General features: G+C 70.2%; 21 protein-coding genes. 9 read left to right on the forward strand and 12 right to left on the reverse strand.

Features of this window, described 5'->3' with window-relative positions; all coding sequences use genetic code 11:
- Positions 1-46: 46 nt before the first annotated feature.
- Both FB381_RS09375 and FB381_RS09380 read right to left on the reverse strand, forming a co-directional pair.
- Positions 47-1,060 carry an ABC transporter permease gene (locus FB381_RS09375; RefSeq protein ID WP_211352376.1) on the reverse strand — a complete coding sequence of 338 codons (1,014 nt, stop codon included), beginning with the start codon at positions 1,058-1,060 and terminating at the stop codon, positions 47-49.
- Positions 1,039-2,589, reverse strand: a complete 1,551-nt coding sequence (locus tag FB381_RS09380; protein WP_141780039.1) for an ABC transporter substrate-binding protein — start codon at positions 2,587-2,589, stop codon at positions 1,039-1,041. Before FB381_RS09380 ends, FB381_RS09375 begins: the two co-directional genes overlap by 22 nt.
- A gap of 209 nt (positions 2,590-2,798) precedes the next feature.
- Between FB381_RS09380 and FB381_RS09385 the strand changes: the two genes are divergently transcribed.
- Positions 2,799-5,285 carry an FdhF/YdeP family oxidoreductase gene (locus tag FB381_RS09385; protein ID WP_141780040.1) on the forward strand — a complete coding sequence of 829 codons (2,487 nt, stop codon included), beginning with the start codon at positions 2,799-2,801 and terminating at the stop codon, positions 5,283-5,285.
- Here the strand turns inward: FB381_RS09385 and catC are convergent.
- The 5 genes from catC to FB381_RS09410 form a co-directional block, all read right to left on the reverse strand.
- The gene (gene catC / locus FB381_RS09390; protein ID WP_141780041.1) at positions 5,275-5,556 is read right to left on the reverse strand and encodes a muconolactone Delta-isomerase; all 282 of its coding nucleotides are present in this window, start codon (positions 5,554-5,556) and stop codon (positions 5,275-5,277) included. The two genes, FB381_RS09385 and catC, sit on opposite strands and share 11 nt — an antisense overlap.
- 49 nt (positions 5,557-5,605) lie before the next feature.
- On the reverse strand, positions 5,606-6,949 hold the full coding sequence (locus FB381_RS09395) for an MFS transporter (RefSeq protein ID WP_141780042.1): 1,344 nt from the start codon (positions 6,947-6,949) through the stop codon (positions 5,606-5,608).
- Positions 6,950-7,027: 78 nt separating this feature from the next.
- Positions 7,028-7,552 (reverse strand): nuclear transport factor 2 family protein, encoded by a 525-nt coding sequence (locus FB381_RS09400; RefSeq protein WP_141780043.1) that lies wholly within the window; start codon positions 7,550-7,552, stop codon positions 7,028-7,030.
- A gap of 5 nt (positions 7,553-7,557) precedes the next feature.
- Positions 7,558-8,337, reverse strand: a complete 780-nt coding sequence (gene pcaD / locus FB381_RS09405) for a 3-oxoadipate enol-lactonase (protein WP_141780044.1) — start codon at positions 8,335-8,337, stop codon at positions 7,558-7,560.
- Positions 8,337-9,551, reverse strand: coding sequence for an acetyl-CoA C-acetyltransferase (locus tag FB381_RS09410; protein ID WP_141780045.1), 1,215 nt, complete (start codon positions 9,549-9,551; stop codon positions 8,337-8,339). Before FB381_RS09410 ends, pcaD begins: the two co-directional genes overlap by 1 nt.
- A gap of 77 nt (positions 9,552-9,628) precedes the next feature.
- Between FB381_RS09410 and FB381_RS09415 the strand changes: the two genes are divergently transcribed.
- Entirely contained in the window at positions 9,629-10,513 is an 885-nt protein-coding gene (locus FB381_RS09415; protein WP_141780046.1) for a LysR substrate-binding domain-containing protein, read from the forward strand.
- Positions 10,514-10,556: 43 nt separating this feature from the next.
- On the opposite strand, the gene FB381_RS09420 is transcribed toward FB381_RS09415, so the two are convergent.
- Entirely contained in the window at positions 10,557-11,393 is an 837-nt protein-coding gene (locus FB381_RS09420; RefSeq protein WP_141780047.1) for an IclR family transcriptional regulator domain-containing protein, read from the reverse strand.
- A 139-nt stretch (positions 11,394-11,532) separates the two neighbouring features.
- On the opposite strand from FB381_RS09420, the gene FB381_RS09425 reads away from it, so the two are divergent.
- From FB381_RS09425 to FB381_RS09440, 4 genes are all read left to right on the forward strand, one after another.
- Positions 11,533-12,099, forward strand: a complete 567-nt coding sequence (locus FB381_RS09425; RefSeq protein ID WP_141780048.1) for a flavin reductase family protein — start codon at positions 11,533-11,535, stop codon at positions 12,097-12,099.
- A gap of 85 nt (positions 12,100-12,184) precedes the next feature.
- Positions 12,185-13,765, forward strand: coding sequence for a 4-hydroxyphenylacetate 3-hydroxylase family protein (locus FB381_RS09430; protein ID WP_141780049.1), 1,581 nt, complete (start codon positions 12,185-12,187; stop codon positions 13,763-13,765).
- 7 nt (positions 13,766-13,772) lie between these two features.
- Positions 13,773-14,630: a catechol 1,2-dioxygenase gene (gene catA / locus FB381_RS09435; RefSeq protein ID WP_141780050.1), complete on the forward strand. Its 858-nt coding sequence runs from the start codon at positions 13,773-13,775 to the stop codon at positions 14,628-14,630.
- 85 nt (positions 14,631-14,715) lie between these two features.
- Entirely contained in the window at positions 14,716-15,342 is a 627-nt protein-coding gene (locus tag FB381_RS09440; RefSeq protein ID WP_170225115.1) for a hypothetical protein, read from the forward strand.
- 25 nt (positions 15,343-15,367) lie between these two features.
- Here the strand turns inward: FB381_RS09440 and FB381_RS09445 are convergent, their stop codons facing one another.
- The gene (locus tag FB381_RS09445; RefSeq protein ID WP_141780052.1) at positions 15,368-16,798 is read right to left on the reverse strand and encodes a pyridoxal phosphate-dependent decarboxylase family protein; all 1,431 of its coding nucleotides are present in this window, start codon (positions 16,796-16,798) and stop codon (positions 15,368-15,370) included.
- Positions 16,795-18,162, reverse strand: coding sequence for an MFS transporter (locus FB381_RS09450; RefSeq protein ID WP_141780053.1), 1,368 nt, complete (start codon positions 18,160-18,162; stop codon positions 16,795-16,797). The genes FB381_RS09445 and FB381_RS09450 overlap by 4 nt, the downstream gene beginning before the upstream one ends.
- Positions 18,163-18,312: 150 nt before the next feature.
- Here FB381_RS09450 and FB381_RS09455 point away from each other — a divergent pair, with 150 nt between their 5' ends.
- From FB381_RS09455 to FB381_RS09465, 3 genes are all read left to right on the forward strand, one after another.
- On the forward strand, positions 18,313-18,783 hold the full coding sequence (locus FB381_RS09455; RefSeq protein WP_141780054.1) for a TrkA C-terminal domain-containing protein: 471 nt from the start codon (positions 18,313-18,315) through the stop codon (positions 18,781-18,783).
- Complete coding sequence (locus tag FB381_RS09460) at positions 18,780-20,075, forward strand: ArsB/NhaD family transporter (RefSeq protein ID WP_246088035.1); 1,296 nt, start codon at positions 18,780-18,782, stop codon at positions 20,073-20,075. The genes FB381_RS09455 and FB381_RS09460 overlap by 4 nt, the downstream gene beginning before the upstream one ends.
- Before the next feature lie 136 nt (positions 20,076-20,211).
- Positions 20,212-21,393 (forward strand): zinc-dependent alcohol dehydrogenase, encoded by a 1,182-nt coding sequence (locus FB381_RS09465; protein ID WP_141780055.1) that lies wholly within the window; start codon positions 20,212-20,214, stop codon positions 21,391-21,393.
- Positions 21,394-21,413: 20 nt separating this feature from the next.
- Here FB381_RS09465 and FB381_RS09470 read toward each other — a convergent pair whose 3' ends face one another.
- The gene (locus FB381_RS09470; RefSeq protein WP_141780056.1) at positions 21,414-21,875 is read right to left on the reverse strand and encodes a hypothetical protein; all 462 of its coding nucleotides are present in this window, start codon (positions 21,873-21,875) and stop codon (positions 21,414-21,416) included.
- Positions 21,875-24,349, reverse strand: a complete 2,475-nt coding sequence (locus tag FB381_RS09475) for a molybdopterin oxidoreductase family protein (protein WP_141780057.1) — start codon at positions 24,347-24,349, stop codon at positions 21,875-21,877. The genes FB381_RS09470 and FB381_RS09475 overlap by 1 nt, the downstream gene beginning before the upstream one ends.
- Positions 24,350-24,387: the final 38 nt, after the last annotated feature.

The raw sequence follows: 24,387 nt of genomic DNA on the forward strand, positions 1-24,387 counted from the left end.
GGACATAGCCCGATGAGAGGTTCGATGTTCGCTCGCTGCCGATCGCTCATTCGACACGCACCCTCGGGTCGACCAGACGGTAGAGGACGTCGGTGAGGAGGTTGACGAGCACGAACATCGCCGCGATCACCAGCACGGTCGACTGCACCACGGCGTACTCCTTCTGCTCCAGCCCGAGCAGCACCTGGCGGCCGATGCCCGGGATCGCGAAGATCTGCTCGGCCACCAGCGCCCCGCCGAGCAGGAAGCCGAACTGGAGCCCACTCATCGTCAGCACCGGGATCAGTGCGTTGCGCAGGATGTGGCGCACCTGCAGCCGCCGCCCGGCCACGCCCTTGGCGCGGGCGGTGCGGATGTAGTCCTCGGATCGGACGGTGAGGATCGCGGCGCGCGTGGTCTGCAGGATCGGCGGCGCGATGCTGATGCCGAGCACGAGCGCCGGCAGGAGCATCTGCTGCAGGTTGAGGCCGAGGTCCTCCCCGAGCGTGCGGAAGCCCTCCCCGTTGGGATACCAGCCGATCGTGTCGACCAGCCAGCTCGACACCGCCGCGGCCAGCAGGAACGAGGGCACCGAGAGCGCGACCAGGCTGGTGAGCTGGCTGACCTGGTCACGGGCCCGTCCGGGGCGGCTCGCTGCCAGCATCCCGCCGGGCACGCCGAGCACGACGCCGATCACGATCGCCAGCACGGCCAGCTCGATGGTGATCGGCAACGCCTGGGCGGTCATCGACAGCACGCTGAGGTGCGAGGTCGTCGAGACCCCGAGGTTGCCGGTGAGCACGCCGCCGAGCCAGCCCAGATACTGGGAGACGAGCGGCTCGTTGATGCCGTAGTAGGACTCCAGAGCGCGCAGCTGCGCAGGCGAGAGATCACCCGCGGCGGTGCCGTAGGCCGCGCTGATCTGGTCGCCGGGCACCACGCGCAGCAGCACGAAGGTGAACAGCGAGACCCCGAGAAGGGTCACGACCGCCTCGCCGGCGCGGCGCGCACCCGGGTGGCGCCCGACGGCGCCGACCCGGGCGAGCGTCGACGTCGTGCTCAGGAGACCGACGCCTTCCACAGCGTCGAGATCGAGGCGTCCGTACGCTTCTCCAACCCCTCCACGCCCTTGTCTGCCACGACGTACAGCTCCGGGGTGAACAGCCACACCCAGGCCGCCTGGTCGACCAGCTGCTGGGAGATCTCCTGGTAGATCGGCTTGCGGGCGGCGACGTCGGTGGTGGCGATGCCGTCGGCGAAGAGCTTGTCGAGCTCGGGGCTGGAGTAGCCGGCGACCTTGTTGAAGCTGCCGGCCTTGGTGAAGTAGCGGCCGTACATCGTGTTCGGGTCGGAGCTGCCGCCGTTCATCGCGATCGCCGCGTCGAAGTCGGAGGCGAGCCAGCGCTCGACGTAGGCGTTGGAGTCGAGCGCCTCGACCTTGACCTTGATGCCGACCTTGCCGAGCTGGGCCTGGATGTTCTGCGCCTCGTCGACCGCGGTCGAGTAGAGACCCTGGGAGGTCATCAGGTTCAGCTCGAACCCGTCGGGCTTGCCCGCCTTGGCCAGGTAGTCCTTCGCCTTGGCGAGATCCTGCTCGGGGCATGGTTGCGCGTCGGCGTCGGAGCGGAACTCGGGCGAGGTGATCGGGCCGGTCGGCTTGCCCGACCCCAGCGCGGCGGAGTCGATGACGTCCTCGCGGGAGACGGCGCACTGGATCGCGAGCCGGGCGTTGCGGTCCTTCAGGGTCGGTGAGGTCGCCCGCAGCTGGAGCACGTGGTAGGAGAGCGAGTCGACGGTGGTGGACTCGGTCTTGCCCGAGGTCGCGGACTTCGCGGTCACCGGGTTGTCGAAGATCGCCACGTCGACCGAGCCCGTCTTCAGCGACGACACCATCGACTGCTCGTCGGGGATCACGCGGAACTCGACCTTCGCCGAGCCCGGCTTGCCGGCGTAGTAGTCGGCGTTGCGCGTCAGCGTGATCGACTCGTTGGGGGTGCGGCTCTTGAACTGGTAGGGCCCGGAGCCGATCGGCTCGGTCTCCAGGGCCTTCGGGTCGGCGTCGGAGGGCACGATCGCCGTGTTGACCGCCGTCAGACCGGAGTCGAAGGAGGCGTCGGGCTGCTTCAGGATCACCTCGACCGTCTGCGGGTCGGGTGTCTTGATCTCCGCCACCGAGGCGAAGTACGACGCCGAGCTCGCGCTGGAGGCAGGGTCCATGATCCGCTCGTAGGTGCTCTTCACGTCGGCCGAGTCGAGCGCCGAGCCGTCACTGAACGTGACGCCGTCTCGGAGGGTGAAGGTGTAGGTCCTGCCGTCGTCGGAGATCTTCGGCAGCTCGGCGAGCCCCGCCTCCGGGACGCCTTCGGCATCGGTGTTGAGCAGCGGGCTGTAGATCTGGGACAGCACCTGGATCGACTGGGTCGAGGTCGCGGTCCACGGCACCATCTGCGCGGGGTCGGCGGAGATCCCGAAGACCAGCGTGCCGTTGGGATCGGCGGCGCTGCCGCCTCCGCTGCCACAGCCGGCGAGGCCGGCCGCGAGCAGGGTGACGGCGACGGCGGTGGCGCCGGTCGCGATGGTGCGCTGTCCGTGTCGTCGCTGTGCGCTCACGGATCCTCCTAGGGGTGGGGCCACGAGGTCGGGCCCTGCCAGCAGTGGCGTCGCCCGCGGATTCCCCCGACCCTAGGGCAATCAGACCTTGCGCGGTGGGGGCTTTTCGAACCGGCCGGGCCGCCGACACTCCGAAGGGTGCGCAGCGATGAGAACGGAGGCAGGATGGGTGGCAAGCGCCCGCCTCGGCTCGGAAAGGACTCCGCACCATGGATCAGGAACGTCATGAGCAGGCCACCCACGACCCGACGCACCAGGCGAGGGAGAGCGTCGAGCCCGCTCCGGAGCACCGCAGCGACGTGCCGTCGCAGCCGCCGGTCAACGCCGACGGTGGGCAGGGCCAGGGCGGTTACGGCAAGGGCGACGACAAGCAGTGGTCGCAGCAGGACTACCACCACCCGGCGGCTGCCTGGGGCGCGGCGAAGTCCGTCGGCGAGGTGCTGATCCGCGAGCGTGAGCCCATCCGCGGCACGATCGCGATGCTGCAGATGAACCAGCCGCCGAAGGGCTTCGACTGCCCCGGCTGCGCATGGCCCGACGACGAGCACGGGCTCAAGCTCGACCTGTGCGAGAACGGGGTCAAGCACGTCACCTGGGAGATGACCCACAAACGTACGCTGCGAGACTTCTTCGCCGCCCACACCGTCAGCGAGCTCGAGTCGTGGACCGACTTCGCGCTGGAGGATCAGGGCCGGCTGACCGAGCCGATGAGCTACGACCCGGAGTCCGACACGTACGTTCCGATCTCCTGGGCCGAAGCGTTCGCGCTCGTCGGTGACACGCTGCGGTCGCTCGACTCGCCCGACCAGGCGTCGTTCTACACCTCGGGTCGGCTGAGCAACGAGGCCACGTTCCTCTACCAGCTCTGGGCGCGCGAGTACGGCACCAACAACCTGCCCGACTGCTCCAACATGTGCCACGAGGCGTCCGGGCGCGCCCTCAAGCAGTCGCTCGGCACCGGCAAGGGCACCGCCGACCTCGACGACTGGGGCAAGGCCGACGCCCTGTTCGTCATGGGCGTCAACGCGGCCTCCAACGCTCCGCGCATGCTGACCTCCCTCGCCGAGGCCCACAAGCGGGGAGCGCAGATCGTCCACGTCAACCCGATGGTCGAGGCGGCCTCGCGCTCGACCATCGTGCCCCACGACTTCCTCGACATGGGGCTCAACCGCAAGACCCAGACCTCCTCGCTCGACCTGCAGGTGCGTCCTGGTGGCGATCTCGCCCTCATGCGCGGGATGGCCAAGGCGCTGCTCGAGCGCTCTGCCGTCGACGCGACGGTGATCGATGAGCAGTTCCTGGCCGAGCACACCAGCGGGTTCGACGACTACCGGCGGCTCGTGGAGGAGACTCCCTGGGAGGATCTCGAGACGCAGGCCGGTCTCTCCCGTCACGCCATCACCAAGGCGGCGAGCGTCTACTGGCAGGCAGACCGCTCGGTGATCAGCTGGTGCCTGGGGGTGACCCAGCACGAGCACGGCGTCTCCACGGTGCGCGAGATCGTCAACCTGCTGCTGATGCGGGGCAACATCGGCCGAGACGGCACCGGGCCCTCTCCCGTACGCGGGCACAGCAACGTGCAGGGCAACCGCACCTGCGGCATCGACCACCGCCCGACGGAGGAGTTCCTTGCGCCGATGGACGCCGCCACCGGCATCACCTCGCCGCGCGAGCACGGGCTCGACACGGTGCAGACGATCCGGGCGATGAACAACGGCGACATCAAGGTGTTCGTCTCGCTCGGCGGCAACTTCGTCCGCGCCGCGCCCGACACCCGCTACACCGAGGCGGGCATGCGCAAGACCGACCTCACCGTGCAGGTCAGCACCAAGCTCAACCGCAGCCACCTCGTCCACGGCCGCCGCGCGCTCATCCTGCCGTGCCTGGGCCGCACCGAGAAGGACGTGCAGAAGGGCAGCGAGCAGGGAGTGAGCGTCGAGGACGCGATGAGCATGGTGCACATCAGCCATGGCCGGAAGAAGCCGGCCTCGCCGCACCTGCGGTCGGAGATCGCGATCCTCGCCGGGATGGCGCGGGCGACGCTGCCGGAGTCGTCCACGCCGTGGGAGTCCTACGTCGAGGACTACGACCGGATCCGAGACGTGATGTCCCGGGCGCTGGTGGGGTTCGAAGACTTCAACCGCCGCGTACGCCAGGAGCCGGTCGGCTTCCGCATCGCCCAGCCGGCGCGGGAGCGGGTCTTCAAGACCCCGACCGGGGCCGCGGAGTTCTCCCTGGTCGACCTGCCCGACGTGGTGCCGGGCCCGGGCGAGCTCATCTTGCAGACCATGCGCTCGCACGACCAGTGGAACACCACCATCTACTCCGACAGCGACCGCTATCGCGGCGTGAAGAACCTGCGCACGCTGGTCTTCATGAACGAGGTCGACATGCGCGAGCGCGGGCTGGAGCAGGGGCAGCTCGTCGACATCACCGCCACCTCGAAGGACGGCACGGTCCGCTCGCTGGAGAACTACCGGGTCATCGCCTACGACCTCCCGGCCGGTTCGGCCGCCGGCTACATGCCGGAGATGAACGTGCTCGTGGGCTGGGCCGACTACTCGATCCAGAGCGACCAGCCGCTGATGAAGAACCTCAGAGTGCGGGTCGAGGCCCACGAGGAGGCCGACCGTGCGCACGAGAACGCGCCCGGCCGCCCGCCCGGCAGCGGTGTGTCCTCAGGCCTCAGGAGCTGATCGAGGACGGGTGCGTGGCCAGCGGCGTCACCGCGATGTCCATGTAGGGGAACAGCGGCAGCCCGGAGAGGAGGTCGTGCAGCGCCTGGTTGGACTCGACGTCGAAGATCGAGACGTTGGCGTACTCGCCGACGATCCGCCACAGGTGCGGCCACCGCCCGGAGCGCTGCACCTCCTGTGCGTAGGCCTTCTCGCGGGCGACCAGGTCGGCCTTGACCTCGGGGTCCATGTCGTGCGGGATCCGGACGTCCATGCGTACGTGGTAGAGCATCGGTGTTCAGCTGCTTTCTGGGTCGGAGCGGATGGTGTCTTCGATGGGATCAGTCGGCGAGGTCGCCGCGCGAGGTCTCGGGGGCCAGGACGGCTGCGACCAGTGTGATGCTTGCCAGCACGACGACGTAGATCCCCACCGGCCAGGAGGCACCGCCTCCAGCGGCGGCGAGGCTGACCGCCACGAGCGGCGCGAACCCGCCGAAGACGATCGCCGCGAACTCTCGGCTGACGGCGGCTCCGCTGTAGCGGCTGGCCGTGGTGAACAGCTCGGAGAGGATCACGCCCTGCACCCCGAACATGATGCCCACGCTTCCGCCCTGAGCTAGTGCCAGCGCCAGCATCGCGAAGGCCGGGAGACCCGTGTCGACCAGCCAGAAGAACGGGAAGGCGAACGCGATGGCATACAGCGCGCCCGCGATCAGCACCGGACGGCGCCCGAAGCGGTCCGAGGCGATCCCGGCGAGCGGCGCGGTGACCATCACGACCAGGCCGGCGATCAGGAGACCCGCCGACCCGGTCTGCCGGTCGTAGCCCGCATCGGCCATGTAGGACAGGGCGAAGACCTGGTAGAGGTGGCTGAAGGAGAGCGGGGCGGCGACCAGCCCCATCACCAGCAGCAAGCTACGCCACTGGGTGCGGACCAGGGTGAGCAACGGAGCCTTGGCTGGCTCGGCGTCGTCGGTGACCTCCTCGAAAGCGGGCGTCTCCTCCAGGCGCAGCCGGATCCAGAGTCCGAGGAAGACCAGCAGCAGGCTGGCGAGGAACGGCAGCCGCCAGCCCCACGACGCGAACTGGGCCTCGCTCGTCAACGAGGTGGTCAGCAGCAGCGCTCCCGAGGACAGCACCAGGCCGAGGTAGACACCGGCTGCCGAGAACGAGCCGAACAGGCCGCGGCGTCCGGGCGGTGCGTACTCCACGGCGTAGACCGACGCGCCGCTGTACTCCGCGCCGGAGCCCATCCCCTGGAGCAGTCGCATGACCACCAGGAGCAGCGGCGCGGCCATGCCGATGGCCGCGTGCGAGGGGATGAGGGCCATGGCGGTGGTGGCCAGACCCATCAGCATGAGGGTGGCGATGAGAGCCGGGCGCCGGCCGTACCTGTCACCGATGTGGCCGAAGACCATCGCGCCGATTGGGCGGGCGACGAAGCCGACGCCGAAGGTGGCCAGCGACAGCAGCAGCGAGGTCGAGGCGGACGCGCTCGGGAAGAACACCTGGCCGAAGACCAGGGCAGCGGCGGCGCCGTAGAGGAAGTAGTCGTACCACTCCAGGGCCGAGCCGAGGAGCACCGCTGCGCAGACCCGGGCGAGCGTACGGCGGTCGGTCGCAGGCGCGCCGGTCGCAGACGCGGGTGGCGTGGGTGGCGTGGGGGTCGTGGTGGTCTCGGACATGGGCTCTCCCGGTGGGGTGGGAAGCGCGGAGCGCGGCGGGGCACCGGCACGTCGCCGTGCCGGGTGCGGGGGATGAGGTCAGGGCTGCTGCGGTGCGGCCCGTTCGAGAGTGCGTACGTCGGCGGCGGCGCGGGCCGGGGCCCAGCCGTAGCGGGCAGGGGCCCAGTCCTCGTCACCGGGCACCCAGTAGAAGAACGTCACGCGGCGCTCGGTGAAGCGCCACCGGCCGTCGTCGCCGCGGACCATCTGGTCCTGGTAGCGGCCGGCGGCGATGTGGGCGCGCCCGTCGACGACGCAGGGCTGGTCGAGCCAGGTCGCGCCGGTCGCGACGTGGGCTGGTGTGCCCACGAGGTCGATCGTCTCGTTGGACGAGAAGTGCCACCACGCCGAGAGCGGGCCTTCTTGGAGGTCGGCGAAGAAGGTGCGCAGCTCGTCGTGACCACGTGCCGTGGACAGCCCGACGAAGGCACCGTCGGGGGTGAACAGGTCGACCAGGTCGTCCCACCGGCCGTCGTCGAGCGCCTGGCAGTAGTGGGCGCGCAGCTGCTGGATCGCGTGCAGATCCTCCAGGCGGCGTACGCGGGTGGCGAGGTCGCTGCTCATCCGGGTCAGCCCCTCAGATGGTCGAGGATCGCGGAGGTGATGGTCTGCGGCTGCTCGGCGTTGGCGAGGTGCGCCGACTCGGGCACCACCAGGACGCGTCCGTCCTGCACGCTGTCGGCGATCGCCTCCAGGTGAGGCGGGGGAGTGGCCGGGTCGTCGGCGCCGGCGATCGCGAGGGTCGGCGCGGAGATGCGGGGCAGGTCGGGGCGTAGGTCCATGGTGGCGATGACCTCGCAGCAGGAGGCGTAGCCCTCGGCCGGCGTGGAGGCGACGACCGCCTCGGCGGCGGCCTTCTCCTCGGCGTTGGTCGCGAGGTAGCCCGGCGTGAACCACCGGGCGACGACGGCCTCGGCAACCGCGCCCGAGCCGTTCTCACGTACGGTCGCAGCCCGGTCGTGCCAGGCGCTGGAGGGGTCGAGCTTGGCGCCGGTGCACAGCAGCACGAGCCGGTCGACACGCTCGGGGTTGCGTGCGGCCAGGCGCATGCCGGTCATGCCGCCGAGCGAGAGGCCCACGAAGTGGGCCTTCTCGACGCCGAGGGAGTCGAGCAGCGACACGACGTCGTCGGCGAGGTCGTCGATGTCGTAGGGGCCCTGCGGCACCGGCGAGCCGCCGTGCCCGCGGGTGTCGTAGCGGACCACGCGGAAGTGCTCGGTGAGGGCGTCGACCTGGGCGTCCCACATCGACATCGTGGAGCCGAGCGAGTTGGACAGCACGACGACCGGGGCGTCGGCGGGGCCGGTGACGACGTGGTGCACGGCCACGGCCGGTGTCTTCGCGCTCATCAGTCGACCCGCTCGAAGATCGCGGCCAGGCCCTGGCCACCGCCGATGCACATGGTCTCGAGGCCGTAGCGTGCCTCACGACGACGCATCTCGTGGGCCAGCGTGGCCAGGATGCGACCGCCGGTGGCGCCCACCGGATGGCCCAGGGAGATGCCCGACCCGTTGGGGTTGAGCCGCTCGTCGGTCGGGTCGATCTTCCACTCGCGCAGGCACGCGAGCACCTGGGCGGCGAAGGCCTCGTTGACCTCCAGCACGTCGATCTCGTCGAGGGTGAGCCCGGCGCGTTCGAGGGCGGCCGCGGTGGAGGGCACCGGCCCGATGCCCATCACCTCGGGTCCGACACCGGCCACAGCCCACGACTTCAGGGCCAGCAGCGGCCGCAGGCCCCGGCGCTCGGCCTCCTCGCGCGTGGTGACGATGCACATCGCGGCGCCGTCGTTCTGGCCGCTGGCGTTGCCGGCGGTCACCGTCGATGCCTCGTCGAGCTTGGCTCGAACCGGGCGCAGGGCGGCGAGCTGCTCGAGGGTGGTCTCGGGTCGCGGGTGCTCGTCACGGTCGACCACCACGTCGGGCTTGCCGCGGCGCCCCGGGACGGTCACCGGCACGAGCTCGTCGGCGAACTTGCCGGCCTCGTGCGCGGCGCCGGCGCGCTGCTGAGAGCGGAGCGAGAGCTCGTCCTGCTCCTCGCGGGAGATGTTGTACTCACGGCGCAGGTTCTCGGCCGTCTCCAGCATCCCTCCGGGCACGGGGTGGTCCTTGCCGCCGGCGGTCTCGCGAGCCCGGACCAGGCGGTCCATCAGCTCCACGGAGCCACCCTTGACGCCGGTACGCAGCCCGAGCGCGTAGTGCTCGACGTTGGACATCGACTCGGCGCCACCGGCCACGATGACGCTGCCTGCACCGCTGGCGATCTGCGATGCGGCGTACAGAACAGCCTGCAGACCCGACCCGCAGCGGCGGTCGAGCTGGAGCCCGGGCACGCCGGTGCCGAGGCCGGCGTCGAGCGCGGCGATGCGGCCGATGGCGGGATTCTCGCCGCTGGGATAGCAGTTGCCGAGGATCACGTCGTCGACGTCGCCCTCCTGCAGACCGGTGCGGCGGACGAGCTCGGTGAGGGTCGTGGAGGCGAGGTCGACGGCGGAGAGCGAGGAGAGGGCGCCGCCGTAGCGACCCACCGGGGTGCGTACGGGTTCGCAGATGACGATGTCGGGCATGACCCGAACCTAGACCTGTCATTCGATACTGTGAAGTATCTATTTCGCGATGACTGAAACTCTGTAAGTATGGGTTTATGGAACTGCGCCACCTTCGCTACTTCGTCGCCGTCGCCGAGCAGCGCCACTTCGGCCGCGCGGCGGAGCGGCTGCATATGGCGCAGCCGCCCCTGTCGCAGCAGATCCGCCAGCTCGAGGCGGAGCTGGGCGTCACGCTCCTGACCCGCACCACCCGCCGGGTCGACCTCACGCCGGCCGGAGTCGTCTACCTGGACCGTGCGCGGGAGATCCTCGCCGCCGTCGACGACGCCGGCGAGGTCGCGCGGCGCACCGCGGCCGGACGCACCGGCCGGTTGATGGTGGGGTGCGTCGGGTCGGCGACGTACTCGTTGCTGCCGGCTCTCGCGAAGGCGCTGCGCAGCGAGCTGCCGGAGGTGGAGTTCGGCTTCCGCGGCGAGATGCTCTCGCCCGAGCAGGTCACGGCGCTGCACGAGGAGAAGCTCGACCTCGCCGTGCTGCGTCGTCTCCCGGACACAGCCGGCCTGAGCGTTCGAGACGTACGCCGCGAGCGGCTGCTGGTCGCGATGCCGCAGGAGCACAGGTTTGCCGCCCGCAAGCGGCTACGGGTCGCCGACCTCGCCGAGGAGGGCGTGATCATCCATGCCGGCGGTGGCCGGTCGGCGATGAACTCGCTGATCCAGGATCTCTTCACCGAGGCGGGTCTCGAGCTCACGGTGGTGCACGAGGTCGCGGAGACCTCGACGCTGGTCACGTTCGTCGCCGCGGGGCTGGGGGTGGCGGTGGTGCCGGAGCCCACCTCGGTCCTGCACGTCCCGGGCGTGGTCTATGTCCCCCTGGCCGGCACGCCCGGTGTCGATCTCGTCGCCGCGACCCGAGAGGGCGACGCGAACCCGGTGCTCGCCCGGGCCCTGGCTCGGCTCGTGGAGATCGCCTCGACCTGAGCCCGCGATCGCCGGGCCGACGGGGGAGCGGGGAGCAGATGGGTCATGAGGGGCCGTAGGGCGAGAACATGCCCGGGCGAGGTCCGCCGGGCAGCACTCGCGGGCTGACGCTGATCGCCTGGAGGTCGGCGCTGACGGCCTCGGCGCTCTCCAGCAGGTGGGGCAGCGCGTCGCGGACGATGTCGTCGGGAGTGTGGCGTCCGCGGGAGGTCGAGCAGGCGAGCGCACCCACCACGGTGCCCCCGCTGTCGCGCACCGGCACCGCGATCGACAAGAAGCCCTGCTCGAGCTCGCCGTCGACCAGCGCGTAGCCCTGGGTGCGGATCTCGTGCAGGACGTCGCGGAAGGCGACGGGGTCGGTCACGGTGCGCTCGGTCAGGGCCGGGAGGCCGCCTTCGTCGATGATCCGGTCCACGACCTCGGCCCGCCCGAACGCCGCCAGGACGCGCCCGGCCGAGGTGGCATGAGCCGGGAGCCGGGTGCCGATGTCGATGCCGTTGGTCAGCACCCGGCGTGCGTTGACCCGTGCCGCGAAGACCACGTTGATGCCGTCGAGCTGCGCGAACGAGGCGGACTCGCCGGTGAGCTCGACGATCCGGAGCAGGTGTGCCTGGGTGATCTCGACGACGCCATGGGTGGCGCCGTAGTGCTGGCCGATGGTGAGCACGCGCGGGGTCAGCTGCCACCGGCCCGACTCCCCGGTCACGTAGCCGAGCTTCTCCAGGGTCAGCAGGATCCGCCGGACGGCGGGACGGGAGAGCCCGGTCTTCTGCGCGACCTCGGCCAGCGACGCCGTCGGCAGGTCGGCGTCGAAGGCGAGCAGCACGGCGAAGCCGCGCTCGATGCTCTGGATGATGTCCCTCTCGGAGCCGTTGTCCATCGTGTCGCTTTCTCCACTCAGTCGAGACCGCATGCGTACCAATGGAAGTGGTCCGACCCGTTGACTTCTCGTGTGATGCCGGACACAGTCGTTGTACGCTAGGCGTGCAGATCGTACGCACAGCGTACAGGAGGTAGGCATGGATTCGCGAGAGCTCCGCAACGCCTTCGGTGGTTTCGCCACCGGGGTCACCGTGGTCACCTGCGACAGCGACGAAGGCCAGGCGCACGGCGCGACGGTGAACGCGTTCACGGCGGTGTCGCTGGACCCGCCGCTCGCTCAGGTGACTCTGGGGCGCACGTCGAAGGCGTGCCAGTTCCTCGACGGTCAGTCCTTCGCGATCAACGTGCTGGCCTCCGACCAGCTCGACGTCGCCTGGCACTTCGCCGGCCGCCCGGCCGATGAACCGCCCGCGTGGGCGGACGGGCCGACCGCGCCGATCCTCGCCGGGGCAGCCACGACGATCTCGTGCCGCCCCTGGCGCACCTACGACGGCGGTGACCACCTCATCGTCATCGGCGAGGTCGAGGCCGTCGAGCTCACCGAGAAGCAGCCGCTGCTCTTCTTCGGGGGCGAGTTCCGCTACCTCAGCCCGCAGCAGGACAGGGCACCCGGCATCCACTGGGGAGGCTCGATCGACTGCCCGACCTCGGGATGGTTCGAGAGCGCGAGCTTCAGTCCGCTCGCCGAGGCCGCACACGCCTAGAGGCCCCGGCTCGATCCACGCTCCATCCCTACCCCCGCTCTCAGCCCCATCGACACACGTCCCAACCATCTGAGGAGACAACGGCATGACGCAGATCGACGACAGCACCGAAACCACCGCGGCACCGGAGACACCCACGACGTCGGCGCCGATGACCGGCAACGACTACATGGACAGCCTCAAGGACGATCGTGAGATCTGGATCTACGGCGAGCGGGTCAAGGACGTCACCGAGCACCCGGCCTTCCGCAACCCGATCCGGATGACTGCCCGGCTCTACGACTCGCTGCACGACGAGCAGCTGAAGAAGGACGTCTGGGTGCCGACCGACACCGGCAACGGCGGCTGGACGCACCCGTTCTTCAAGACCCCGAAGACCTCCGAGGACCTCGGTGCCGACCGCAAGGCGATCGAGACCTGGGCACGCAAGACCTGGGGCTGGATGGGTCGTTCCCCCGACTACAAGGGCAGCTTCCTCGGCACCCTCGGCGGCTACCCCGAGTTCTACGCGCCGTACGAGGAGAACGCGAAGCGCTGGTACAAGGAGAGCCAGGAGAAGGTCCTCTACTGGAACCACGCGATCATCAACCCGCCGGTCGACCGCAACCTGCCGCCGGACGAGGTCGGCGACGTCTTCATGAAGGTGGAGAAGGAGACCGACGCCGGCGTCATCGTCTCCGGCGCCAAGGTCGTCGCGACCGGCTCGGCGATCACCAACTACAACTTCATCGCGCACTACGGGCTCCCGATCAAGAAGAAGGAGTACGCCCTGGTGTGCACGGTCCCGATGGACGCACCCGGTGTGAAGCTGATCTGCCGGCCGTCGTACGGCATGCAGGCAGACACGCTCGGCAGCCCCTTCGACTACCCGCTCTCGAGCCGGATGGACGAGAACGACACCATCTTCGTCTTCGACAAGGTGTTGGTGCCGTGGGAGAACATCTTCGTCTACGGCGACACCGACAAGATCAACGGCTTCGCCATGCAGACCGGCTTCTTCCACCGGTTCACCTTCCACGGCTGCATCCGGCTGGCCACCAAGCTGGAGTTCATCGCCGGGCTGCTGCTCAAGGCGCTCGAGGCCACCGGCACCAAGGACTTCCGCGGTGTGCAGACCCGGGTCGGTGAGGTCATCGGCTACCGCAACACCTTCCGGGCGCTCGCGGACGCGATGGCGGCCAACCCCGACCGGGGCCCGGGTGGCATGGCGCTGCCCAAGCTCGACTACGGGATGGTCTACCGCCAGCTGATGATCCAGATGTACCCCCGGGTCAAGGAGATCATCCAGCAGGACGTGGCCTCGGGCCTGATCTACCTCAACTCCAACGCGATCGACTTCAAGACCCCGGAGGTGCGCCCCTACCTCGACAAGTACGTCCGTGGCTCCAACGGTTACGACGCCGTCGACCGCACCAAGCTGATGAAGGCCCTGTGGGACGCCGTCGGCACCGAGTTCGGCGGCCGCCACGAGCTCTACGAGCGCAACTACTCGGGCAACCACGAGAACGTGAAGGCGGAGATCCTCTTCGCCGCCGAGGCGCAGGGCGAGGCGGAGAAGATGACCGGCTTCGCCGAAGAGTTCCTCGGCGAGTACGACCTCGACGGCTGGACCGCTCCCGACCTGATCAACCCCACCGACGTCTCGCTCATCCTCAACCGGAAGTGAGGTCATCATGACCACCACGCAGGAATCCCCGACAGCTGCCGGCTCGGGAGCCAGCGCCAGCAAGAGCTTCAAGGCGACCACGGCCACCGCCGACGTGGCCGACACCCCGCCGGAGCGGGTCGCGGCGATCGTCACCGACGTCCTCCAGGGTGTGCACGACGCGATCACCAAGCACGACGTCACCTATCCCGAGTTCCAGGCTGCCAAGGCGTGGCTGATGGACGTCGGTGAGGGCGGCGAGTGGCCGCTGTTCATGGACGTGTTCGTCGAGCACGCCGTGGAGGAGCAGGTCGCCAAGTCGCAGTCCGGCACGAAGGGCTCGATCCTCGGGCCCTACTACCTGAGCGACCAGGTCAAGCTGCCTTCCACCTGCACGCTGCCGCGTCGCGACGACGAGCTGGGCACCCCGCTCGTGCTCGAGGGGCAGGTGCGCGACACGTCTGGCAAGCCGCTCGGGGGCGCCGAGGTGGACATCTGGCACGCCGACTCCGACGGCTACTACTCGGGGTTCGCCCCGCACGTGCCGGACGGCAACCTGCGCGGCGTGGTGGTCACCGACGAGGAGGGCCGGTTCGAGATCAGCACGATCCAGCCCGCGCCGTACCAGATCCCGACCGACGGTCCGACCGGACAGCTGATCGGGGCGGCGGGCTGGCACCCGTGGCGACCGGCGCACCTGCACATCCAGGTGCGCGCCGGCGGTCACCGGTCGGTGACCACGCAGCTCTACTTCGCCGGCGGCGACTACCTCGACTCCGACGTCGCCGAGGCGACCAAGCCCGAGCTGGTGCTCGACCCGCAGGACGACGGCACCGGCACCCGCCGGAGCAGCTACGACTTCGAGCTCGAGCCGTCGAAGGGCTGACGACCTCCGGCCGTGGGCGCGCTCCGCGTGCCCACGGCCGGTTTCCACCCCGGCGGACCGGCTCGCCCATCGAATGGAGCGTCAGATGACCAGCGCACAGCACCAGCTGACAACCGGACAGCGCCAGCGCGTATGGCGCGACTGGCCCGATCTTGGCGACCTCTGCGCATCGGTGGCCACGGTCGGTGTCTTCGACGGGTTCCACCGCGGGCACGTCGCGCTGGTCGAGGCGGCGCTGGCGGAGGGGCGCCGGCTCGGCCTTCCTGCCGTGCTGGTCACCTTCGAGCCACACCCGTTGACCGTGCTGGCCCCCGAACGCGCGCCGCTCCAGCTGCTCTCGGTCGAGGACCGGATCGAGCAGGCGCTCGCCCTCGGCGTCGACGGCGTCGTCGTGCTGCCCTTCACCCCCGAGCTCGCCGCCCAGCCCGCGGCCGACTTCGTCGAGCAGGGCCTGGTGGGCCGTCTCGGGCTGCGGTCGCTGGTGGTCGGCGACAACTTCCGTTGCGGCCACGGGGGAGAGGGTGACGTCGCGTTCCTCGCCGAGACCGGCCGCCGGCTGGGGTTCGAGGTGAGCGGCGTCGACCTGGTGCGCCTCGGCGAGCGCACCTGCTCCTCCACCGAGGTGCGGCGTGCGTTGGCCGCCGGCGACGTGGCGTCCGCGCTGGACGTCCTGGGGCGTGCCGATCCCCGGATCGCCGCCATGGCCGGCTGAACGGGTCGTGCTGTGCGGGTAGGGCTCAGCTCCGGCGGGGCCGGGTCAGCCGGTCGAGGAAGGCCACGAGCAGCGCCTCGCGCATCGCCGGGGAGGCCAGGTTGAGCATCGCGTTGACCTCGGCCATCCGCTGCGGCAGGGCCAGGTCGCCGTCGGGGCCGGCCTCGCCGACAAGTCCGGCGGCGGCCAGCAGGCCGTCGAAGTCGTCGTCGCTCAGGGCGCGCGGATCGAGGTCGGCGATGAACGCCGCCACCCCGGGGTCGACGCTGACCGGGCCCGAGGCGACCGCGGCGGCGACCGCCTCGCGCAGGGCGGCCAGGAGTTCGGTTACGTGGGGGAGGGTCGCGGCGCTCACCGAGAGGTGGATGGTGGCGGGTGCGCCCGCGTAGGACATCTGCGGCTGGACGTACCAGCCACGGGCCGCCATCTCGTCGCAGACCGTGAACGGGTCGCAACCGGCGTCGGTGGTGAGGGCCAGGAGCGTGGAGTCGGGCTTGCCGGCCAGGCTGAGCGCGGGGAGGTCGGTGATGCCCGCGGCGATGCGGTCCACCGCCTCGAAGACGTCGCGAGCGAGACGCTCGTAGCCGGCATCGCCCAACGAGGTCAGCACCGCCCAGGCGCCGGCCAGCGGCCCGCCCGACTTCGTCGACTGCATCGTCGAGTTGAGCATGGTGTAGCCCGGCCAGGAGGCCGAGGCGAAGAACTGGGGCCGGCGCAGCTGCGGGGTGCGGTGCAGCAGCACCGAGGTGCCCTTGGGTGCATAGGCGTACTTGTGCAGGTCGACCGAGATCGAGGTGACGCCCTCGACGGCGAACGTCCATGCCGGTACGTCGCGCCCCAGCCGTGACGCGTAGGGCAGCACCCAGCCACCGATGCAGGCATCGACATGACAGCGGACCCCGCGCTCGGCAGCGACTGCCGCGATCGCGGTCACCGGATCGACGACGCCGTGGGCGTAGGACGGCGCCGAGGCCACCACGAGCACCGTGCGGTCGTCGATCGCGGCGGCCATCGTTGCCGGATCGGCGCGGAAGTCCGGGCCGACAGGCACCAGCACCGGCTCGACGCCGAAGTAGTGCGCTGCCTTGTGGAACGCGGCGTGCGCGGTGCTCGGCAGCACCATCCGCGGCCGATCGATCTCGGGGTGGGCATCGCGGGCGGTCTGCACCGCGAGCAGCACCGACTCGGTGCCGCCGGAGGTGACGGTGCCGACCACCGTCTCGGGGGCGGCCAGGAGGTCGGCGACGATGCCGACCACCTCGGTCTCCATCCGGAGCAGGCTCGGGAAGGCGGTCGGGTCCAGGCCGTTGGAGCCGGCATAGGCCGCGACCGCCTCGCGGCCGATCCGGTCGATGTCGGGCAGCCCGGAGTCGTAGACATAGGCGAGGGTGCGGCCACCGTGCACCGGCAGGTCGGCGGCCTGCATCGAGCGGAGCTGGTCAAGGGCGTCGGTCATGCGGTCACCGTCCCATCGGGGTCGTCGGGGTCGTCGGGGTCGTCCACGTCGGTGGCGGTCAGCGAGTAGCGTCGCAGCCACAGCAGGCTGAGCAGAGCGAGGCAGGCCGGCAGCACGGAGAACCCGAGCGTGATCGCGGCCAGCGCCGAGTCGGGCTGGTCGACGGCGCCGCCGGTCGACGACCGGTAGCCACCGAGCGCGAGCACCGCCGCGTAGACACCCGGACCGAGCGCGAGCCCGAGCGTCTCGCCCGCCGTCCAGACGCCGGTGTAGACACCGATCCGGCTCGAGCCGCTGCGCCGGGCATCGACCGCGGCGGCGTCGGGAAGCATCGCCATCGGGAAGACCTGGCAGCCCGCGTAGCCGGTGCCGACGAGGAGCACCGCGGCGTAGACCACCGCGACCGGAGCGGCCTGGGCGGTCGCGGCGATCAGCGCGCCGACGGCGAGCACGACCGAGGCGGCGACGTAGCCGCCCTTCTTGCCGATCCGGGTGCCGAGCGCGGTCCACGCGGGGGTGAGCAGCAGCGCGGGGCCGACGAAGCAGACGAACAGCACCGTCGCCGCACCACCGCCGCCGAGCACGTTGGCCGCCAGGTAGTCGACTCCGGCCAGCATCGCGCCGAACGCCACCGCCTGGATGACGAACGTGACCAGCAGCCGCCGGAAGTCGGGCGCCGCGGCGACGATCCGGAGCTGGTCACGCAGCCCGCCCGCACCGGGCTGCACGGTGTGGATCGGCGCCCGGCGGGTGCCGGCGTACGCACTGATCACGCCGACCAGGATGAGCACGGCCATCACCACGCCCATGACCCGGTAGCCGTCGCGCCCGCCGAGGGTGTCGCGGATCATCGGCGCGGTGGCGCCGGCGAGCATGATGGTCAGCGCCAGGATCGCGACGCGCCAGGTCATCAGCCGGGTTCGCTCGTCGTAGGAGCCGGTCAGCTCGGCGGGCATGGCGACGTAGGGCACCTGGAAAAACGCGTACGCCGTCGCGCAGGCCAGGAATGCGACCAGCACCCAGAGCGCCTCGAGCCCCGTCGCCATCGACGGCGCCGCGAACAGCACCGCGAACGACACCGCCAGCGCGATCCCCGCGCGCCGCAGCCAGGGGCGGCGAGGGCCTCGGGGGTCGACGGTCCGGTCGCTGATCCGGCCGGCGATCGGGTTGAGCACGACGTCCCACGCCTTCGGGGCGAACACGATGAACCCCGCGGCCAGCGCGGCGATGCCGAGGCTGTCGGTGAGATAGGGGAGGAGCATCAGGCCCGGGATGGTGCCGAACGTGCCCGTCGCCACGGAGCCGAGACCGTAGCCGAGGCGTACGCCGGTCGGCAGCGGCGCACTGGCTGGGCTGGCTGGCATGGCGCAATAGTGCCGCAGAACGTGCCGCAGGATCCGAAGATGGGTGTCACCACCCATTCAGACCGGACCGTGTCGAGGCCTTGACTGGGTGTATGAAGCAGACACGAGCGCGGGCGCACGCCCGAACGACCGGCTCTCGGGAAGCCCGCGATGGGCTGGCCTGAGCTCGAGCTCGCCATCTCGGCGGGGATGATCTGTGCGTCGATCGGCTTCGCGATCGGGCTGGCGATCGGGCGCGGGCGGCAGCCCCGCTGGGCGGAGCGAGGCAGCTTCGTCCACAAGGTCTCGATCGGCTACGCGACCCTCGAGCGGCTCGACGCCGTGCTGCTGCGGTTCGAGGTCGAGCCGGAGTCGAAGCTGGCCGGGGCGGAGGTCGACGAGCTCCGGCTGCCACCTGGCTCGGCGATCTCGTTGATCACGCGCGGCGGCGAGGTCATGGTGCCCGACCCGCACACGGTGCTGCGCTTCGGTGACCAGGTGCTCGCCGTCGCGTCCCGAGACCAGGTCGGCGCGGTGGAGGACCGGCTGCGGCTGGTGAGCCGCTACGGGCGCCTCGCCGGGTGGTATGCGGGGATGGAGGCGAACTCGGCGGCCGCCTTCGGCGTCAGTAGGTCGGCGTGATCCTCACCTCCGCCGCGATCTCGATCTTCCTGATCAGCTACGCGCTCATCGCCACCGAGCGGGTCCACCGGGTCGCCGCCGCTCTCGGCGGGGTGGCCGGCATGGTGGTGATCGGGCTGGTCGACGCCGAGTCCGCGTTCCTCAACCCCGAGACCGGTGTCGACTGGAACGTCATGTTCCTGCTCTTCGGGATGATGATCATCGTCGGGGTGCTCAAGCAGACGGGGCTCTTCGAGTTCTTGGCGCTGTGGGCGGCGCGCGCCTCGGGCGGCCACCCCTACAAGCTGCTCGTGCTGCTCGTCCTGGTCACCGCCACGGTCGCACCGATCCTCGACAACGTGACCTGCGTGCTGCTGGTGGCACCGGTGACGCTCTCGGTGTGCCGCCAGCTCGGTCTCTCGCCGATGCCCTTCCTCGTCTCGCTGATCCTCGCGGCCAACCTCACCGGACCGTCCACGCTCATCGCAGACCCTCCGAACATCATCATCGCCAGCCGGGCCGGGCTGACCTTCAACCAGTTCCTCATCCACTCCCTGCCGCTGACGGTCATCCTGCTGATCGCCTACCTGCTCTTCGCCCGGCTGCTCTTCCGTCGTCACCTCAAGACGTCGGTCGACGTGGAGCGGGTGCTCGGCGACCTGCACCCGCGCGACGCGATCACCGACGTACGCCTGCTGGTGCGCTGCCTCGTCGTGCTCGGGCTGGTGATGGTCGCCTTCAGCCTGCACACCGTGCTGCACCTGGACCCCTCGATCGTCGCGATGATGGGAGCGGGGGCGACCGTGCTCGTCTCGCGCACCACGCCGGACGAGTTCCTCGAGGAGGTCGAGTGGCCGACCCTGGCGTTCTTCATGGCGCTCTTCGTGCTCATCGGGTCGCTGGTCGAGGTCGGTGTCATCGGCGAGATCGGCAAGGCCGCCGCCGCGTGGATGGGAGACCGCGAGCTGCTCGGCGCCACCGCCCTCCTGTTCGGCTCGGGCGTCTTCGGCGCGTTCGTCGACAACATCCCCTACACCACCGCGATGGTGCCGGTGGTCGAGGACATGGTCGCGGTGACGCCGCACGCGGGCGCCGAGAGCCCGCTGTGGTGGGCGTTCGTGTGGGGAGCCGACCTGGGCGGCAACGCCACCGCCGTCGCCGCCGGTGCCAACGTCGTCGTGCTCGGCATCGCCGCCAAGGCAGGCCAGCCGATCAGCTTCTGGGGCTTCACCAAGTACGGCCTGGTGGTCACCGTCGTCTCCCTCGCGATCGCCTGGGTCTACCTCTACCTGCGCTACTTCGCACTCGCGTGAGGCCCTGCGTGTCGCCGGCAGCTGTGCTTGTCGGGGACAGGGGGCATGACCTCGCCCGGTCGGGGTTACCGGGAGGGATGACCTACCTGACGACGGCCGCTACGGCCGTGACCGAGTCCGCGCGGAGCGACCACTCATGAGGGCCGTGACGTGGCAGGGCAGACATGACGTGCAGGTGCGCGAGGTGCCGGACCCGGTGGTCGAGGACCCGGGCGACGTGGTCGTGGCGGTGACATCGTCCGGCCTGTGCGGCTCCGACCTGCATCTCTACGACCCGCTGGCCCCGTTCATAAGCAGGGGCGATGTCGTCGGCCACGAGCCGATGGGGATCGTGCGAGAGGTCGGTCCCGACGTGTCGACGCTGGCGGTCGGCGACCGGGTGGTGGTGCCGTTCAACATCAGCTGCGGATCCTGCTGGATGTGTGAACGCGGACTGTTCAGCCAGTGCGAGACCACTCAGAACCACGATCAAGGCACCGGGGCCAGCCTGTTCGGCTACAGCAAGCTCTACGGGCAGGTGCCCGGTGGTCAGGCGGAGGCGATCCGGGTGCCGTTCGCCGACCATCTGCTGGTCAAGGTGCCTCACGGGCCGCCGGATGATCGTTTCCTCTTCCTCTCCGACGTGCTGCCGACGGCCTGGCAGGCCGTGACGTACGCCGACGTCGCCGAAGGTGACACCCTGGCCGTCCTCGGCGCGGGTCCCATCGGTGACATGGCTGCGCGGATCGCGCTGGAACGAGGCGTACGGGTGATCTCGGTCGATCGAGTCGCCGGGCGTCTGGCGCGGGTGTTCGGACGCGGGGCGGAGACGGTCGACATGGAGAGCGTCGACGATGTCGCGGAGCGCGTGCGGGACCTGACCGATGGGCGTGGCGCGGATGCGGTCATCGATGCGGTCGGGATGGAGGCCCACGGGTCGCCGGTTGCCGAGACCTCGCAGAAGGCGCTGGGCATGTTGCCGCGCAAGGTCCAGGAGGTCGTGATGCTCAACGCCGGCAGCGACCGGCTCGCGGCGCTCCTGACCGCCATCGATGCGGTACGCCGCGGCGGGACGATCAGCATCTCCGGGGTCTACGGGGGTGCGGCCAGCCCGTTGCCGATGTTCCAGATGTTCGACAAGCAGATCCAGCTGCGGATGGGACAGGCCAACGTCCGTCGCTGGACCGACGACATCCTCGAGCTGCTCGAGAACGACGAGGACGTCTTGGGTGTGGAGAGCTTCGCGACCCATCACCTTCCTCTCGAGGACGCCCCGGACGCGTATCGGAAGTTCCGCGACAAGGAGGACTCCATGGTCAAGGTGGTCTTCCAACCCTGACCTGCGCCCACCGGCACGCTTCAGCGGGCGACGATCAACGCCTGCGGCGCGGCGACCTTCATCCGGGTGTTGAACCACGACAGCTGCCGGGCGGTCTGGGTGCTGCAGGAGGTGGCGACCTCGAGGAGGTCGGTGTCGCGCAGCCCCTGCGCACCCTGGATGACCACGGTCCAGGTGGTCTCGACCATGGCGCCGAGGACGTACAGCTCCTGGAGGTCGCGCAGCAGCCCGACCGGGCCCGACCTCACCTGGGCGAGTCCGTCGTGATGCAGCCGCTCGGGCTCCTCGACGTCTTCCTCGCCGTAGCGTTCGACCACCGGTGCCAGCCGTCTGCGGTGCTCCTCGCTCCAACCGGCCAGCAGGTGGCAGGTGTGGAAGACGTCGGCCTCCTCGGCATGGCCCTCGGCGACGGAGCGAAGGGCGGAGGCGAGGGTCTGCTCGCTGTGGTCGGCGAGGCCGACGTAGGTGGCGAGATGTGACATCAGGATCCTCCCGCGGGATCGAGCGGGTACGCCGGGGTGACATCGAGCACCCTGCTGCTGGTCTCGGCGCCGCCGACCGTCGGCGCCAGGTCCGTCGCCGGCGACGCGGTGGTCGTCGGGGCGGGGGCAGGGCCGTCGCCACCGCGCAGGCGGGTGACCCTGCAGGCGGCGGTCTTGAAGTACGGCTGCTTCGAGACCGGGTCCCAGACGGTCATGGTCAGCTCGTTGGCCAGCCGGTGCTCGGCGTCGGCCACGCCGCGCGGGTCCCAGCGGCCGTAGTGGAACGGTGCGAAGACGGCTCCTTCGATGACCTGACCGACCCGGGCGCGCACCTCGATGCCGCCGCGCGGGGAGGTCACGTGCACCCAGTCGCCCTCGTCGATGCCGAGACGCTCGGCATCGACGGGCGAGATCTCCGCCCACGCGTCCGGCGCGGCGTCGTCCAACGAGGAGGACCGGCCGGTCTTGGTGCGGGTGTGGAACTGGAAGACGGTGCGACCTGTGGTGAAGAGCATCGGGAAGTCGTCCGACGGCTCTTCGTGCGGGGGCGAGTACGGCGCACCCTTGAGGAAGGCCCGGCCGTCGGGCCGCATGGCCCGGTGCTCCTGCTCGGTCACCACGGCACCGGTGACCAGATCGTGCCCGAACGTCTCGCAGACCTCGGTGTCGGTGGGGAAGACGCCGTCGGCGTAGAGCCGGTCGGTCCCCTCGGGATGTGCCTCGTTCACCGGCCAGGGGATCCCGGTGGGTCCACGAAGCTTCTCGTAGGAGAGCCCGGTGTAGTCGATCGGACGCCCTCGAGTCACCGAGCAGAACGACTCGAACGCCTCCTCGGGACGGCGCCATCTCACCAGGGGCGCACCGTCCTTGTCGGTGAAGCCCATCAGGTCGGCGTACATCAGGAAGATCTCGTAGTCGCTGCGTGCCTCGCCGGGCGGGTCGACGGCCTTCTCGGAGAGGTGGACGGTGCGGTTGACGTTGGTGAAGCAGCCGGTCTTCTCGCCCCAGCCGGCTGCCGGGAGCACGACGTCGGCGAGCTCGGCCGTCTCGGTGAGGAACAGGTCCTGGACCACGACGAAGCAGTCGTCGGAGGAGAGGATGTTGCGGATGCGCGCCGACTCGGGCATCGACACGGCGGGGTTGGTGGCCGAGATCCACAGAAAGTCGATGGAGCCGCTCGCGGCGTAGCTGAAGATCTGCATCGCATGGGTCGGCGGTGACCAGTGGGGGATGGTCATCGGGTCGACGTTCCACGCATCGGCGAGCTCTCGCACATGCGCCGGGTTGTCCCAGTTGCGAAAGCCCGTGAGGTCTCCGTCGGCGCCGCACTCCCGGTTGTTCTGGGCAGTCGGCTGCCCGTTCATCTGCAGCACCCCAGCTCCGGGGCGTCCGATCATGCCGCGGAGGAGATGCAGGTTGTGCACCGCCACCGAGGCCGCGGTGGCCTGGTGGGACTGGTAGAAGCCCTGGAGCACGGTGGACAGCACCGCCTGGCTCTCGCCGAAGATCCGGGCGGCGCGGCGCAGGTCGTCGGCGGGGACGCCGCAGATCTCGGCGACGTGCTCGGGTGTGTACGCCGCCACCGTCTCTTCCAGCTCGTCCCGGCCGAGCGTGTGCGCGTCCACCCATGCCTCGTCGACCCAGCCGTTGGCGAAGAGCTCACGCGTGAGCCCGTTCATCAGCGCCAGGTTGGTGCCCACGCGCGGTCGCAGGTGTACGCCGCCGGTCCGTTCGGCCTCCTGGGCGACCAACGTGCGGCGCGGGTCGACGCACACGACGCGGGGAGGGTCGTCGGCGCGGGTGCGGTCGAGCACGCGGGCCCACAGCACGGTCTGGGTCTCGGCCATGTTGTGCCCGTAGAGGAAGATCGCGTCGCAGTGCTCGATGTCGGTGTAGGAGCCCGGCTGGCCGTCGGCGCCGAAGGACTCCTTGAAGGCGGCCGCGCTGGTCGCCGTGCACAGCCGGGTGTCGCCGTCCATGTGCGGCGTACCGATGCCGGCCTTGCCGATGACCGCCTGCAGGTAGTACTCCTCGAGGAAGAGCTGACCGCTGGTGTAGAAGCCGTGGGTGAGGGGGCCGCGCTCCTCCAGCGAGGAACGAGAACGTTCGACGACCCGCGCCATCGCTGTCTCCCAGTCGGTCTCGACCAGCCGGCCGTCCTCTCGGACCAGGGGACGCGTCACCCGGTCGGGGGACGAGGCCCACGGGGTGCTTCCGTACAGCCCTTTCGGTCCGAGGCGACCGTGGTTGACGACGTCGCCGGCCCGTCCGCGTACGCCGACCATCCGGCCGTCCTTGACGGCGATGTCGCAGCCGCAGCCGTTGCTGCACAACAGGCATGCCGACTGGACCCAGCGGTCGACGTCGCCCTCGCCGAGGCCGTCGTCGAGATACTGGTCGACCCGGGCCGGCCACACCGTCGCTCGTGGATGCGGCGTGCGTACGCCGTGCAGATCTGCGATCCGATCGGTCATCCGCCGTGGGTACCCCGCCGGCGGCGCACCTATGTGAC

The organism is Nocardioides albertanoniae (assembly GCF_006716315.1).
In the GTDB taxonomy this organism is placed as follows: domain Bacteria; phylum Actinomycetota; class Actinomycetes; order Propionibacteriales; family Nocardioidaceae; genus Nocardioides; species Nocardioides albertanoniae.